10 protein-coding genes are annotated in these 14,485 nt (G+C 73.2%); 5 read left to right on the top strand and 5 right to left on the bottom strand.

From position 1 onward, the window contains the following. Positions 1 to 82 precede the first annotated feature (82 nt). Positions 83 to 796 carry a ferritin-like fold-containing protein gene (locus ACL00U_RS04350; protein ID WP_231564082.1) on the top strand — a complete coding sequence of 238 codons (714 nt, stop codon included), beginning with the start codon at positions 83 to 85 and terminating at the stop codon, positions 794 to 796. Positions 797 to 883: 87 nt separating this feature from the next. Here the strand turns inward: ACL00U_RS04350 and ACL00U_RS04355 are convergent, their stop codons facing one another. Both ACL00U_RS04355 and ACL00U_RS04360 read right to left on the bottom strand, forming a co-directional pair. Further along, positions 884 to 1,180: a hypothetical protein gene (locus ACL00U_RS04355; protein WP_056072970.1), complete on the bottom strand. Its 297-nt coding sequence runs from the start codon at positions 1,178 to 1,180 to the stop codon at positions 884 to 886. A gap of 4 nt (positions 1,181 to 1,184) precedes the next feature. Next, positions 1,185 to 1,409, bottom strand: coding sequence for a DUF3107 domain-containing protein (locus ACL00U_RS04360; protein WP_031259670.1), 225 nt, complete (start codon positions 1,407 to 1,409; stop codon positions 1,185 to 1,187). Between the two features lie 128 nt (positions 1,410 to 1,537). Here ACL00U_RS04360 and ACL00U_RS04365 point away from each other — a divergent pair, with 128 nt between their 5' ends. Further along, positions 1,538 to 4,693, top strand: coding sequence for a UrvD/REP family ATP-dependent DNA helicase (locus ACL00U_RS04365; RefSeq protein ID WP_262118470.1), 3,156 nt, complete (start codon positions 1,538 to 1,540; stop codon positions 4,691 to 4,693). After that, positions 4,690 to 7,944 (top strand): ATP-dependent DNA helicase, encoded by a 3,255-nt coding sequence (locus ACL00U_RS04370; RefSeq protein WP_262118471.1) that lies wholly within the window; start codon positions 4,690 to 4,692, stop codon positions 7,942 to 7,944. Before ACL00U_RS04365 ends, ACL00U_RS04370 begins: the two co-directional genes overlap by 4 nt. 454 nt (positions 7,945 to 8,398) lie before the next feature. Here the strand turns inward: ACL00U_RS04370 and ACL00U_RS04375 are convergent, their stop codons facing one another. Next, positions 8,399 to 9,397 (bottom strand): phosphotransferase, encoded by a 999-nt coding sequence (locus ACL00U_RS04375; protein WP_140448453.1) that lies wholly within the window; start codon positions 9,395 to 9,397, stop codon positions 8,399 to 8,401. 116 nt (positions 9,398 to 9,513) lie between these two features. On the opposite strand from ACL00U_RS04375, the gene nudC reads away from it, so the two are divergent. Both nudC and ACL00U_RS04385 read left to right on the top strand, forming a co-directional pair. Next, the gene (gene nudC, locus ACL00U_RS04380; RefSeq protein ID WP_071251156.1) at positions 9,514 to 10,449 is read left to right on the top strand and encodes an NAD(+) diphosphatase; all 936 of its coding nucleotides are present in this window, start codon (positions 9,514 to 9,516) and stop codon (positions 10,447 to 10,449) included. Next, entirely contained in the window at positions 10,446 to 12,212 is a 1,767-nt protein-coding gene (locus ACL00U_RS04385) for an ATP-dependent helicase (RefSeq protein ID WP_017887034.1), read from the top strand. Before nudC ends, ACL00U_RS04385 begins: the two co-directional genes overlap by 4 nt. Here ACL00U_RS04385 and ACL00U_RS04390 read toward each other — a convergent pair. Next, on the bottom strand, positions 12,103 to 12,960 hold the full coding sequence (locus tag ACL00U_RS04390; protein WP_259496503.1) for a TOMM precursor leader peptide-binding protein: 858 nt from the start codon (positions 12,958 to 12,960) through the stop codon (positions 12,103 to 12,105). The genes ACL00U_RS04385 and ACL00U_RS04390 overlap by 110 nt on opposite strands. A 60-nt stretch (positions 12,961 to 13,020) precedes the next feature. Then, positions 13,021 to 14,439, bottom strand: coding sequence for a zinc-dependent metalloprotease (locus ACL00U_RS04395; protein WP_031259664.1), 1,419 nt, complete (start codon positions 14,437 to 14,439; stop codon positions 13,021 to 13,023). Between the last annotated feature and the right edge of the window lie 46 nt (positions 14,440 to 14,485).

Consider the following 14,485-nt stretch of genomic DNA (forward strand, 5'->3'; position numbering starts at 1 on the left):
CTGGGCGTCGGGCCGGGCGCCCGGCGGGCGCCGCTGGGCGTCGGGCGGGTGACCGGCGGGTGCCCTCTATGCTGGTCGGGTGGTGTCGTGGTGGAACCGGAAGCGCGCGGCGCAGCTCGCTGCCGCATGGCTCGCGTCGCGGAACCCGCGCGGAGCAGCACAGGTCAAGCGGCTCGCGCTCGACGACGTAACCCCGGAGCTCGACGTCTACCTGGGGCAGGCTGCCTACCTGCAGCTCTCCGTCTACGAGACGATGGGACGAGCCGGTGCTTCGGCACCGACGCTCTCCGGCCGTCTGGTCACCGGGGTGCTCGCGACCACGGCGCTCGAGCGGCACCGCACGATCGTGGCCGAGATCGAGCGCACCGGCGGGGACCCGGCGGCGCTGATGGCACCGCACCGCGAGGCGATCGACCTGTTCCTCGAACGGACGAGCGGTGCCGACTGGTACGAGTCGATGCTCACCGGCTACGTGACGGCCGGCATCCTGAACGACCTGTTCGGCAACCTGCTCCGCTCGCTGCCGATCGACGTGCGGCAGCGGCTGCGTTCGGTGTTCGACGCGCGCGAGGAAGCGGCGGTCGTCGAGGAGCTGACTGCCCACATCGAGGACGACCCGCAGATCGGATCGCGCCTGGCGATGTGGGGACGGCGTCTGGTGGGCGACACCCTGCTCGTCGCCCGGTCCGCCCTGGCGTCGCACGCCCGTGAGGACCAGGAGCGACTGGAGCCGGTCTGGACCGAGCTCATCGCCGCGCACACCCGACGGATGGACGCGCTCGGCCTGACGGCTTGAGCGGCAGGCTCGCTCGAGCTTCACGCTTGATCGAGCGTCACGCTTGCTCGATCGTTGGCTTGCTCGGGTGTCGGGCTTGCCCGAGTGTCAGGCGCCGCGCGTCTTGAGCTGCTCGTAGTACGCGGCGTCGCCCTTGTCGCGCCGGGTGCCGAGGAGCCACTCGACCATGACCGAGACCACGCCGGAACCCACGAGGGCCACGACCCAGATCCAGGTGCCGTCGTACCGCCACCCGGCCCAGGTCAGCGCTTCCCACAGGACGGCTGCGGCGATGCCGCCGGCAGCAGGTCCGACGAGCACGCCGCGGTTCGACCGCCACGGCAGGATCACGTGCGCGACCGCGCCGATGATGATGCCGCCGAGGACGGCGAAGAGCAGTTCCACGTCGTCAGGCGACGAAGCCGATGCGCCGTGCCTCTTCCGCGCCGACCTCGACGTACGCCAGGGCCGAGACGGGGACGATGAAGCGACGGCCCTTGTCGTCCTGCAGCGACAGGTGCGTCGACTTCGCGGTGAGCGCCTCGGACACGGCCTTCTCGACCTCGTCCGCGGTCTGGGCGGTCTCGAACGCGATCTCGCGCGGGCTGTTGATGATGCCGATCTTGATGTCCACGAGCACAGCGTATCCGAGCGGTCCCGTGCGGCATCGGCCGTTCGCCGCGGGCGCACTCGGGCGGTCGGACGACCGGTGCCCCGCGCGTCCGGGGCGGTGCTGTCGGCGGTCCTCGGTACCGTACGAGCGTGCCGCAGACCACGCTGATGCCCGCTCCCGAAGACACCGGGTTCGCGCGCGCACTGGTCGACGACCCCTCGCAGGCTGCGGTGCTCGCCTTGCCGGACGGCCGCCACGGTGCGGTGATCGGCGCCCCGGGCAGCGGCAAGACGACCACGCTCGCTCGCCTGGTCGCCGACCGCCTGCACCGCCGCGATGCGATCACCCCGGACGGGCACGCGACGGTCCTGGCACTGACCTCGGCACGCACAGCGGCGACGGCGCTGCGCGACCGACTGGCGCGGACGGTCGACCGGGTCGTTCCCGGGGCCCTCGCACGCACCGTGAACTCCCTGGCGTTCCAGATCGTCACGCACGCGGCGGCGGTGCAGGGGCAGGAACCCCCGACGCTGCTGACCGGTGGCGAGCAGGACCGGATCATCGCGGACCTGCTCGCCGGCCACGAACTCGACGCAGCCGGTCCGGCCTGGCCCGACCCGATCACCGCGGTCGTCCGTGAACGCGCCGGGTTCCGCACCGCACTCCGCGACGTGATGATGCGCGCGGTCGCCGCCGGTGTCGAGCCCGACGACATGCGCGAACTCGGCGACGAGCTCGGTCGACCCGAGTGGCACGCCGTGGGTGACTTCGTCGACGACTACCGCGCCTCGGTCACCGCGTTCCGGCCGACCGGACTCGACTCCGGCGAGCTCGTGGCGTACGCCACCGCCGCGGTGCTGCGGCACGAGCTCCCCGCGAGCATCGCCGCCCTGCGGCTGGTCGTCGTCGACGACACGCAAGAACTGGTGGAGGGCGAGATCGCCCTGCTCGGAGCCCTCGCGCGTTCCGGGGTGCAGATCGTCGCGTTCGGCGACCCGGACATCGCTGCCTCGGCGTTCCGCGGCGCCGAACCGGACGTGCTCGGACGGCTCGCCGTGCGACTCGGGGTGGACCGCGTCGACGAGCTGTTCCTCGGCGCCGTGCACCGGCACCCCGCGCCGATCCGCGCCCTGGTCTCCGGCATCACGGGCCGCATCGGCACCGCGGCGGCCGGGCGACAGAGAAGCGCCGCGGCGAGCCACCAGGACGCGCGGTCCGACGCCGTCGTCCACCTCGAGGCTGCCAGCCGGTCCGCCCTCGTGGTCGCGATCGCTCGTCGACTCCGCGAACACCGCCTGCTGGACGGCGTGCCGTGGCACCGGATGGCCGTGGTCACCCGGAGCGGCGCTGCCATCCCGGAACTCGTGCGGGCGCTCTCCGTGGCCGAGGTCCCTGCGACCGCCGGCGCGGCGCCCGTCCGTCCGCGCGACGACTCCGCGGCGCGGGCGCTGCTCGACGCGGCTGCGGTGGCGCTCGACGTCCTGCCGCTCGACGCCGCCCTGGCCACCGCGTTCGCCACGGGGCCCCTCGGCGGCCTCGACACCCTGGCGATGCGCAGACTCCGGCTCGCACTGCGGCGCGAGGAGCTCGCGGGCGACGGCAGCCGCACCGCCGACGAACTGCTGGTCGAGGCGCTGGGCGCACCGGAGCGACTGGCGACGGTCGACGCCGGGTTCGCGCGGCGTGCGACCCGACTTGCCCGGAGCCTGGTACAGGCGCGTGCCGACGCCGATGCGGGGTCGAGCATCGAGGAGATCCTCTGGGGGCTCTGGGAACGCAGTGGCCTCGCGAAGTCGTGGGGTGCCCAGTCCGCCGCCGGTGGTGTGGGTGCGGGGGAGGCCGACCGCCACCTGGACGCCGTCGTCGGCCTGTTCACCGCCGCCAAGCGCTTCGTCGAGCGCACGCCGGACGCCCCCGCGCGGGTCTTCGTCGACGACCTGCTCGGTGCCGACCTGCCCGAGGACTCGATCGGCCCCGACCGGACCGCCGGCCGTGTGCGGGTGCTGACCCCCTCGGCGACGATCGGACTCGAGTGCGACGTGGTCGTGGTGCTCGGCCTGCAGGACGGTGTCTGGCCGAACACCCGGGTGCGCGGCAGCCTGCTCGACCCGGACGGCCTGGTGCGCGCGGCCGCCGGTGTCGAGCGTTCGCCCATCGACGACCGCGCCGCCGTCGTCGCCGACGAACTCCGACTCTTCGCCCGGGCGGTGTCCCGCGCGACCACGCAGGTCGTCATCGGCACCGTCGCGAACGACGACGAGTCACCGTCGCCCTTCGTCCGTCTCGTCCCGGTCCCGCCGGACCGCCAGCCGACCGTTCATCCACTCTCGCTGCGCGGGCTCGCCGGGTCGCTGCGCCGACGGGTGGTGGGCTCCGGCGACCACGAAGCCGCGTCCGCGTTGGCCCGCCTGGCCGAGGCAGAGGTACCCGGGGCGGCTCCGGACGAGTGGTACGGACTCGCCGAGCCGACCACCGACGAACCCCTGGTCGACCTCGACGCCGAGCCCGTGCCCGAGGTCGAGGGCGGGGAGCCCGTCGCGCCGGCCGTGTCGGTGTCGCCGTCACGGATCGGCACCTTCGAGGAGTGCCCGGTGCACTGGTTCGCGCAGACCTTCGGTGGCGGTGCCCCGAGCCCGGCGATGGGCATCGGCACCATCGTGCACGAAGCGATGGAGCACGCCACCGAGATCGACGTCGAGTCGCTGTGGGAGCGGGTCGAGTCACGGTGGGACGAGCTCACGTTCGAGTCGCCCTGGGTCGCCGACCGCGAGCGCGCGCGGACGCGGCGGATGATCGAGGGACTGAGCGACTACCTCCGCACCTTCGCCAGCGCCGGGCGCCAGTTGCTCGGCGCCGAGACCTCGTTCGCGCTCGTGACCGGTCCAGCACGCATCCGGGGGAGCATCGACCGCATCGAGGTCGACCCCGATGGCCGGGTCAGCGTCGTCGACCTGAAGACCGGCCGCTCGATGCCCAGCGAGAAGAACGACATGCCGGAACACCCGCAGCTCGGTGCCTACCAACTCGCGGTCGAGGACGGCGCGGTCGACGGTGTACCCGCCGGCTCCCCGATGACCGATGCGCGGCTGGTCTTCGTCCAGAACCCCCGCGGTGGCCACGCTTTCTCGGAGCGGACGCAGCACGCGTTCGACGCCGAGGCGCGCGAGGCGTACCGCGAGCGCCTGCACGGTGTGGCGCGGGGCATGGCCGGCCGGACGTTCGTGGCGAACGTGGACGACCACTGCGAGAAGGCCCGGACCGGGGTCGAGTGCCGGATCCACGTGGTGGCGGAGGTGACCTGGTGAGCGACCCGACCGAGACGACCGACACGGCTGCTGCTGCTGCTGCGCCGCCCGTCATCCGGCACGGTGCCGACGCCATCGCCGACGCGCTGGGCCGCCCCCGTCCCACCGCCCAGCAGCGCGCCGTCATCGAGTCGCCGCTCGTGCCTGCGCTGGTCGTCGCCGGAGCGGGCAGCGGGAAGACCGAGACGATGGCCTCGCGCGTGGTCTGGCTGCTGGCCAACGGGCTCGTCCGCCCCGACGAGGTCCTCGGCCTGACCTTCACCCGCAAGGCCGCCGGCGAACTGTCGGTCCGCATCAACGACCGCATCCGCGCGCTCGAGGACGTCGGGCTGATCACCCCGGGGGATGCCTTCGAAGCGCCCACCGTCTCGACGTACAACGCCTTCGCGAACGCGGTCTTCCGCGAGAACGCCCTGCTCGTCGGCCGTGACGGCGAGTCCCAGGTGCTGACCGAACCCTCGGCCTGGCAGCTCGCCCGTCGGGTCGTGGTGGCCGCCCGCGACGACCGGCTCGCCGGACTCGACCGCGACGTCGACACGCTGACCGCCGCCGTGGTCGCGCTCGCCGGCGCCACCTCCGAACACCTCGTCGAACCAGAAGACCTGCGCCGGTTCGCCATCGAGTTCTCCGAGCTGCTCGAACTCCCCGGCAACCGGGGCAAGCCGTACAAGGCGATCACCGACGCGGTCGCTGCCATCGGCGCCCTCGAACCCCTGGCCGACCTGGTCGCCGAGTTCCGTCGACAGAAGGTCGACCGCGGGTTCGTGGAGTTCTCCGACCAGATCGCCCTGGCGCTCGCAGCGGCCGAGTCGGCACCGCGCGTCGTCGACGACCTGCGGAGTCGGTACGGCGTGGTGCTCCTCGACGAGTACCAGGACACCTCGGTGGTGCAGACCCGGTTCCTCGCCCGGCTGTTCCGCGGGCACTCGGTGATGGCGGTCGGCGACCCACACCAGTCGATCTACGGGTTCCGTGGGGCGAGTGCGGCGAACCTCGCCCGGTTCCCGCACGACTTCGGGGGCGACGAACCCGGCGTGGCCGAGCCGGTGACCTTCGCGCTGTCGACGAGCTGGCGGAACCCGGTCGACGTGCTCGCGGGGGCGAACGCGATCGTGGCGCCGCTGTCCGAGGCGTCCGAGGTCGACGTCGAACGGCTCTCGCCGCGACCGGGCGCCGACGCAGGGACGGTGCGTGTGGTGTTCCCCGAGACCCTGCCGGAAGAGGCCGACGAGGTCGCGGCGTGGTTCCAGGACCACCGCCGGCGGGCCCCGGCGGGCTCGATGGCGCTGCTGCTGCGGGCCCGGAAGGACCTCGCGGCGTTCACGGCGGCGCTCGGAGCACGTGGGGTGCCCTACCACGTGCTCGGGACCGGAGGGCTGCTCCAGCGCCCGGAGATCGTCGACCTGGTGGCATGCCTGCGCGTGCTGCACGACCCGGCGGCCGGCAACGACCTGATCCGGCTGCTCGCGGGCTCGCGGTGGCGGGTCGGCGCGGCGGACATCGTCGCCCTGCACCAGCTCGCCCGGTGGCTGTTCCAGCGCGACCACACCCAGCAGCGTCTCGACGACGACCTGACCGCGGCGTTCCGGGCCTCGGTCGCCGCAGGGGAGCACGGGTCGATCGTCGACGCGCTCGACTTCGTCGCGACCGCGCCCGACGAGCACGGTGCGCTCGAGGGCATCACCGCCGCCGGTCGCAGCCGGATGCGCGCGCTCGGCGGGCAGCTCTCGATGCTCCGCTCACGCGCGGGGAGTGACCTGGTCGACTTCGTGACGCTCGTCGTGCAGGAGATGCGACTCGACATCGAGGTCGCCGCGCACGAACAGGGCAGCGGCGCGTACCTCGACGCCTTCATCGACGAGCTCGCCGGCTTCGTGTCGACCGACGACCGCGCCGACCTCGGCTCGTTCCTCGGCTGGATCGACGCCGCAGCCCGGCGTGACGACATGGGCCCGCGTTCCGAGGAGCCCGAGGCCGGCACCGTGCAGATCCTGACGATCCACGGGTCCAAGGGGCTCGAGTGGGACGCCGTCGCGGTGCCCCGGATGGTGGAGGGCGGTCTGCCCGCGCGTCCGCAGGAGGGCTCGTCCGGCTGGCTCGGGTTCGGCCGTTTGCCGTACGAGTTCCGCGGGGACGCCGCGGAGCTGCCCCGGCTCGCCTGGCGCGGACAGGAGACCCAGAAGGACGTCACCACGGCGATCGACGCCTTCAAGGAACAGGTGAAGGCCCGCAACGAGGACGAGGAACGCCGGCTCACCTACGTCGCCCTGACCCGCGCCAAGCACGACCTGCTGGTGTCCGGCTCGTTCTGGGCCGGCGGGGTCCGACCCACCGAACCGAGCCGCTACCTGCGCGACCTGGTGGACGCCGACGTCATCGACGGCGCGGCGATCCCGGAGACGACGGTGCACGACGAGAACCCGATGGGGGAGAGCGGCGCGACCCAGACCTGGCCGCACGTGCCGTTCGGGCAGCGGGCGCCGCGGGTCCTGGCTGCGGCCGAGCGGGTGCGGAACGCGAACCCCGGAGCCGCCGGGCGCTTCGCCGCCGACATCGACCTGCTGCTCGCCGAACGGCACGCCACCCGGAACGCGAAGCACGCGGTCGCCGTCCCGCACCGCGTCCCGGCGTCGGGCTTCAAGGACTACCTGACCGAACCCGACTCCGTGGCCGAGCGGCTCCGCCGGCCGATGCCCGAGCGACCGTACCGTGCCACCCGTCTCGGCACGCTCTTCCACCAGTGGGTGGAGCAGCGGGCGCGGAGCGGTGGCGGGCTCGAGACCCTCGACGTCTGGGACGGCGAGCTCGACCTCGACGCCGACGACCTCGTCGACGCATCGCCGGACGCCGTGGTCACCGACGACGACGCCCGCCGACTCGCGGACTTCCAGGCGACGTTCGCCCGCTCACGGTGGGCCGGGCTGACACCGATCGAGGTCGAACGCGAGATCCACATCCCGTTCCTCGGGCACAGCGTCGTGTGCAAGCTCGACGCCGTCTACGAGATCGACGGGCGTGCCGAGGTCGTCGACTGGAAGACGGGCAAGGCTCCCTCGGGGGCAGACGACCTGGCTCGTCGCACCTTGCAGCTCGCGTTGTACCGCGTCGCGTACGCCGAGTTCACCGGACGGCCGCTCGACCAGGTCGACGCGGTGTTCTACTTCGTCGCCGATGACCTCGAGGTCCGTCCGTCCGAGCTGCTGGACCGCGCCGGCCTGGAGCGCGCGTGGTCCGAGGCCATCGGCAACTGACGTCCCGCGGCGGGCGGAAGGTTCGCGCGACCGCGCGCGGTGCGTCCCGCGCGGGCCGCGCCGGACCTGCCGAGCCTGCCGTGTCGCGCGCGGCGCCCGCCGCGGGACGCGCCTGACGGGACGTGCCGGAAGAACCGCACCTGCCGTGTCGCCGCCCTGCGCCTGCAGCGCGCTGTGCCGGTCGTGCTCCGCCCGGTTGTGCTCCGCCCGGTCGTGCTCCGCCGGTCGTGCTCCGCCCTGGAGGCCCGGTGCCGGTCCGCCGGACCGGCACCGGGCCTCCAGGGCGGTCGCGTCCCGGACGCGAGCCGACGACCGGAACCGGTCACGACACCCCGCCTTCGGCGCAGCGAGCGGTCACAGACCGTCGGATGGACGCGACGCAGCCGACGATCTGTGACCGCCCGGCGGAACCGAGCGGGGAGTCGTGACCGACGTGCGGCGGCGCGATCCGGGGTCAGCCGTGGCGACGCTCGGTGGAGGACAACAGCTGCTCCACCTCGCCGATCTCCATCGTCTCCGGCGACACGGACTGCAGTGGCTCCGCACTCGGGGCGTGCACCGCGTCGACCAGGCGGTGCATCATCGCGACGGCGTCGTCGACGACCTCGGTGCTCTTCGCCTGGACGCCGTGCAGCAGCCAGTGCGCTGTCTCGAGCTCGTGGTGCACACGTGCACGCTGTGCGAGCTGGCGGTCGCGACCGCCCCCGTTCGCTTCGTAGGCACTGAGGACGGTGTCGAACGCGTCGCGACGGCCGGCGAGCACCCAGGCGAGGTCCTTGGCCGGGTCGCCGAGCCGCAGCTCGCCCCAGTCGAGGATCCCCGTGACCGCGTCACCGTCGACGAGCAGGGCGCCGGTGCCGAGCGAGCCGTGCACGACGGTCGGCGTGAACTGCCAGAGCTGTTGGTCGCGTGCGGCGCCCTCCCAACGCTCGACGAGCGCGGCGGGGACGAGCTTGGTCGCGACGGCACGGTCCATCACCGAGACGGCGGACCGGAGCACCTCGAACGGCGTGAGCGAGGGCAGGCCCGCGTCGGAGACGAAGCTCGTCGGCAGCTGGTGGATCGCGGCGACGGCACGGCCGACGCTGGTGGCGAGGTCGGGGTGCTCGACGAGTGACGCGAGCGTCGGGTGGGTCCCGGTCAACCGTGTCGTGACGATGGCGCGCGTCGATCCGATCGGTGCCTGGCCGCGGTACTCGACGACGCCGAACGGCAGGCGGGTGCGGATCCCGGCGCTCAGCGCCCGGATTGCGACGAGGTCGGCCGACTGCCGGGCCTCGGCGCGCTGGTTCCGGGGGCGGCGGATGACGATCTCGGTGCCGTCGGCGTCGCGGAGGAGCGCCGACTCGTAGTCGCCGGCCGCGGCCGAGCCGAGCGTGCGCGTGCCCGTGACGAGGAGACCTGGAACGGCCGTCGTCGCCAACGCGGCTAGAGTGAACTGGGATCCCGCCATGCCCCTCAGGGTAGGCGCGTGACGCGTGCACGGCTGCACGCCACGCTGTTCGGCGGCCCGCACGCCCACCGCACGTCTCCTGCACGTCCGCACCCGATCCGAGGAGCTCCCCCGCCGTGACCGTCGAGTTCGCCGCCCGGCTCCCGCTCTCCCGCAACGAACTCGACCGCGACGCCGAGTTCCGCACGACCGACGACATCGAGCGCGTCCTGCGCCAGGACGAGCGCACCCGGTACCTGCCGGTCCGCGGCGCCGAGATGCTCCGGAACACGGACGGGACCCTGCGCTTCGTGACCGCGGCCCAGATCCCGGTCGAGACCGTCACCCTGTACCTCGGCCGAGCTGTCTCGGACGCCCCGGACGCCGCGGCGGGGACCCGTTTCGTCGCTGCGCTGATCGACAGCGCGACGGCAACCGCCATCGAACCCGACGACGACGCCTGGCAGAGCCTCCGGATGTTCGGCACCGAGCTCTCGCCGCGCGACCAGGGACTGGCGGTCGAAGCCGTCGCGATGGCCAACTGGCACGCAGTGCACGGCTTCTCCCCGCGCACCGGATCGCCCACCGCCGTCGTGAGCGGTGGATGGGTCCGTCGCGACCCGGAGGGGCACGACCTGTTCCCACGAACCGACGCGGCGATCATCGTCGGGGTGGTCGACGCCGACGACCGGATCCTGCTCGGTTCGAACGCCGCGTGGGACGCCGACCGGTACTCGCTCCTCGCCGGGTTCGTCGAGCCGGGGGAGTCGCTCGAGGACGCCGTCCGCCGCGAGGTCTGGGAGGAATCCGGCGTCCGCGTCGAGGAGCCCGAGTACCTCGGCTCGCAGCCGTGGCCGTTCCCCGCGTCGCTGATGGTGGGCTTCCGTGCGCGTGCAGCGGGCGGTGACCCGACGACCGCCCGCCCCGACGGTGTGGAGATCCTGGACGTGCGGTGGTTCTCGCGCGACGAGATCCGCGAGCGCGCCGGGGACACCCTGCTGCTGCCCGGACGCACCTCGATCGCCCGCGCCATCATCGAGGAGTGGTACGGCGGGCCGCTGGACCTGCCGTGAGCGTCGCCGGTCCGCGCGGCACAGCCGGCGCAGGGGCTGTCGAACCCCGGCCGCCGTCGCCCGACGAACTGCTCGCCGCGCTCGACACCGAGCAGCGGACGGTCGCCCGGACACTGCTCGGACCGGTCGCGGTGCTGGCCGGTGCCGGGACGGGCAAGACGCGTGCGATCACGCACCGCATCGCCTACGGGGTCGCCACGGGGACCTACGCCCCGAACCACGTCCTCGCGCTGACGTTCACGAGCCGTGCCGCTGGTGAGCTGCGGTCGCGACTGCGCGCGCTCGGTGCCGGGACGGTGCAGGCACGCACCTTCCACGCCGCAGCGATGGCGCAGCTCAGCTACTTCTGGCCGGACACCGTCGGCGGGCACGCCCCCAAGATCGTCGAGTCCAAGGGGCGGATGATCGCGCACGCCGCCGACACGGTCGGCATGCACGTCGACACCCCGGTGCTCCGCGACCTGGCCGCCGAGGTCGAGTGGCGCAAGGTGCAGATGCTCTCGCTCGACGAGTACGAGGCCGCCGCCGCTGACCGGGTGATGCCGCGCGACACCACGCCGCGCCGGGTCATCGACCTGATGAAGGCGTACGAGCGGCTGAAGGACGACCGGCGGCAGCTCGACTTCGAGGACGTCCTGCTGGCGACCCTCGGCATGGTCGAGTCCGAGCCCCGTGTGGCGTCGTACGTGCGGCAGCAGTACCGGTTCTTCGTCGTCGACGAGTACCAGGACGTCTCGCCGGTGCAGCACGACCTGCTGCGCGCCTGGCTCGGCGGGCGCGACGACCTGTGCGTCGTCGGCGACGCCAGTCAGACCATCTACTCGTTCGCCGGGGCGTCGAGCGACTACCTGCTCGGGTTCGGGTCGGAGTTCCCGCGCGGATCGGTCCTGCGCCTCGAACGCAACTACCGCTCCACGCGCGAGGTGGTGTCCGCTGCGAACACGCTGATGCGCGGTCAGCCCGGGGCGCTCGACCTGGTGGCCCAGAGCCAGGAACCGGGCCCGGACCCGGTCGTGCTGGCCTGCGTCCACGACGGTGACGAGGCGCAGACCATCGCCCGCCGGATCGCGGAGCTCGTCGGGGCCGGCGCGTCCTTCGGGGACTGCGCCGTGCTCTTCCGCGTCGGGGCGCAGTCCGCCGCGCTCGAGTCCGCCCTCGGCCGGAACGGGATCCCGTACCGGGTGCAGGGCGGCACGCGGTTCTTCAACCGCCCGGAGGTCAAGCTCGCCGTCCACCACATGCGCGGCGAGGCGATCCGGCAGACCGACGACGAGCTGACCCGACGGGTCCGGCTCGTGCTGCAGGTCAGCGGCTGGACGGAGACGCCGCCCGAGGGCACGGGCGCAGTGCGCGAGCAGTGGGAGGCGCTGCAGGCCATCATGGGCCTGGCCGAGGACGCCCCCGCGGGCACGACGATGCAGCAGTTCACCCAGGACCTGGTCGATCGCGCGGCGACGCACCACGAACCCGAGGTCGACGCCGTCACGCTCGCGACGCTGCACTCGTCGAAGGGTCTGGAGTGGCCGCACGTGGTCATCGCCGGCGCCGCCGAGGGGCTGCTGCCCATCTCGCACGCGTCGACCGACACCGAGGTGGATGAGGAACGACGGCTGTTCTACGTCGGGCTGACCCGCGCCCGCCGATCCGTCACGATCACGTGGTCGCAACAGGGGTCCACGCGTGGGGGAGCCCGGGCTCCGAGTCGGTTCCTGGCAGCGCTCGGCACGCACATCGCGGATGGGGCCGGACCGGGGAACGGCTGACGGACAGGTCGTCCCGCTCGAAGACGACCTGGTCGGGCTCGGCACGTTGCGTCCGGAGCGGGAGCCGTTCCAGCAGCATCCGTGCCGTGGCTGCGGCCACCGCCGCCGACCGCCACGGCGACAGCGGCGCCGGGTGCCGACCCCAGACCTGGGCCGCGATGGCCGGCCAGGCCGGGTCGTCGTCGACGCGTGCGTACTCCGCGCACTGCAGGCAGGGGCCGGCTCCCGGCACGACGAACGGCCCGAGGCGGACCCGGCCGTCCCCCACCACGACCGCCAGGTGCGGCACGCCACGACGGGTCCACGCGGCACGGAGCGCCGGGTCGACCACGTGGTCGGCCACCACCACCGCGAGCCGGGGTTCCGGGTCGGGCAGTGCGATGGGACCCCCGGCCGGGGCGGTGGTTCGGCTGACCGTCACGCCCTCGCCGCTCAGGAACGTCGCCACGGTGTCGGCGAGCGTGCCGGGGCCGTGCACCTCGATGCGTTCGAGCGGCTCGGGCAGGACCTCGACCACAGCGGGCGACGCGGCGCCGAGCACCCCGGCCGCACGTTCCGGGGAGCAGCCCGACGCCACCGCGAGGCCGGACAGCACGTCGTGCCCGGTCTCGCGCCGGAGGCCGTTGAGGAACCGCTCTTCCCCGGTGGTGGGCACGGCGACGACGGCACGCGGGGGATCGACCCCGAGCTGGACCGTGGCGGGGTCACGCCAGACGAACTCGAGTGTCGGATCGATGCGGATGCCCATGACCCCACGGTGCCGGAGTGGGCGGCACGCGTGGGGTCACGGAGCGGATCTGTGGAGAACTCAGCGGGGCTGGTCGCCCGTGTGGTCCCCTGGACCGTCGCCCGATCCGCCCTCGGGGTCGTCGGCCACGTGGCCGGACTCGTCCTCGTGCGGGCGTGCCCCGGTCGAGTCGTTCAGCAGGTCTTCGAGTGCCTTGTCGAACGCGTCGTCCTCGTCGGTCTGCGACGGGTTCCGCAGCCGTGCGACGAGGGCGTCGGGCGCGTCGACGTCGTCCGAGGTCGGCACGAGGTCGAAGTGTGCCCACAGGGCATCGCGCTGTTCGGCACCGAGCTCGTCGGTCACCCGCTGCCACATCGCCGCGGCCTCGCGCAGACGGCGCGGACGCAGCTCCAGGCCGACCAGCGTGGCGAACGCCGACTCGGCGGGGCCACCGGCGGCCCGACGACGCCGCACCATCTCCGCGATCGCTCCGGCCTTGGGGAGACGGACGGTCGCCGCGGCGGTCACCGTGTCCACCCAGCCCTCGACCAGCGCGAGCATCGTCTCGAGCCGCGCGAGTGCGGCGTCCTGCTCGGCAGTGCGCGGCGGGATGAGGGCACCCGAGGCGAGTGCGTCGCGCAGCTGCTCCTGGTTGGTCGGGTCGATGTCGGCCGCGAGCTCCTCGACGCGGTCGAACGGGATGTGGATGCCCCGCGCGTAGTCCGTGATCGACGAGATGATGTGCAGCCGGAGCCACCGTGCCGACCGGAAGAGCCGGGCGTGCGCGAGTTCGCGGACGGCGAGGTAGATGCGGACCTCGTCCTCGGAGACGTCGAGGCCCTCGGCGAACTCGGCGACGTTCTGCGGCAGGAGCGCGGCGACCTGCTCGTCGAGGAGCGGCACGCCGACGTCGCCGCCGGACACGACCTCCTTCGAGAGCTGCCCGACGACCTGGCCGAGCTGGATCGCGAAGAGTGCTCCGCCGATGCCGCGCATCGCCTTCGAGACGTCCCCGAGCATCGCCTTGAGCTGCTCGGGCGCACGCTGGTCGATCGCCTCGGTCAGGGCGTCGGCGATGCTGAAGGCGACGGGCTCGGCGATCTGCGTCCACACCGGGGTGGTGGCCTTCGCCCACTGCTCACGCGTGTAGAGGCTCGGGGCTGCGGTCAGTTCGGCGACCGTCGTCACCTCGTCGAGCCACAGTGCGGCGACCTGGAACGCCTGGTCGGCCGCCTGCGAGGTGGCCGGGTCGACTGCGTGGCCGCCGTCGCGGGCGATGGCGGTTGCACGTTCGGCGGTGGCCGAGAAGTCGATGCCGTCACCGCCGGACTGCGCGGCGCGCTGGAGCTGGCTCATCAGGTTCGCCACGGAGGCCGGGTCGTTCGGCAGACCGGCGGCACCGGCGAGCTGCGACGGGTCGATCTGCCCCTCGCCCGAGAGCAGCTTGCGCAGCATCTCCTGGAAGTCGTCGTCCGGCCCCGGCTGTGGTTCATCAGGCATGCCGACTACGCTAATCGCTGCTCACGGGGCCGCACCTGGGATGCCC

The sequence above is a fragment of the Curtobacterium poinsettiae genome, assembly GCF_047226435.1.
Classification (GTDB): Bacteria; Actinomycetota; Actinomycetes; order Actinomycetales; family Microbacteriaceae; genus Curtobacterium; species Curtobacterium poinsettiae.

Coding starts and splice junctions, on each gene's coding strand:
- ACL00U_RS04375 (WP_140448453.1), bottom strand. CDS start 9,397: ATGGCGGGATCCCAGTTCACTCTAGCCGCGTTGGCGACGACGGCCGTT.
- ACL00U_RS04390 (WP_259496503.1), bottom strand. CDS start 12,960: ATGGGCATCCGCATCGATCCGACACTCGAGTTCGTCTGGCGTGACCCC.
- ACL00U_RS04395 (WP_031259664.1), bottom strand. CDS start 14,439: ATGCCTGATGAACCACAGCCGGGGCCGGACGACGACTTCCAGGAGATG.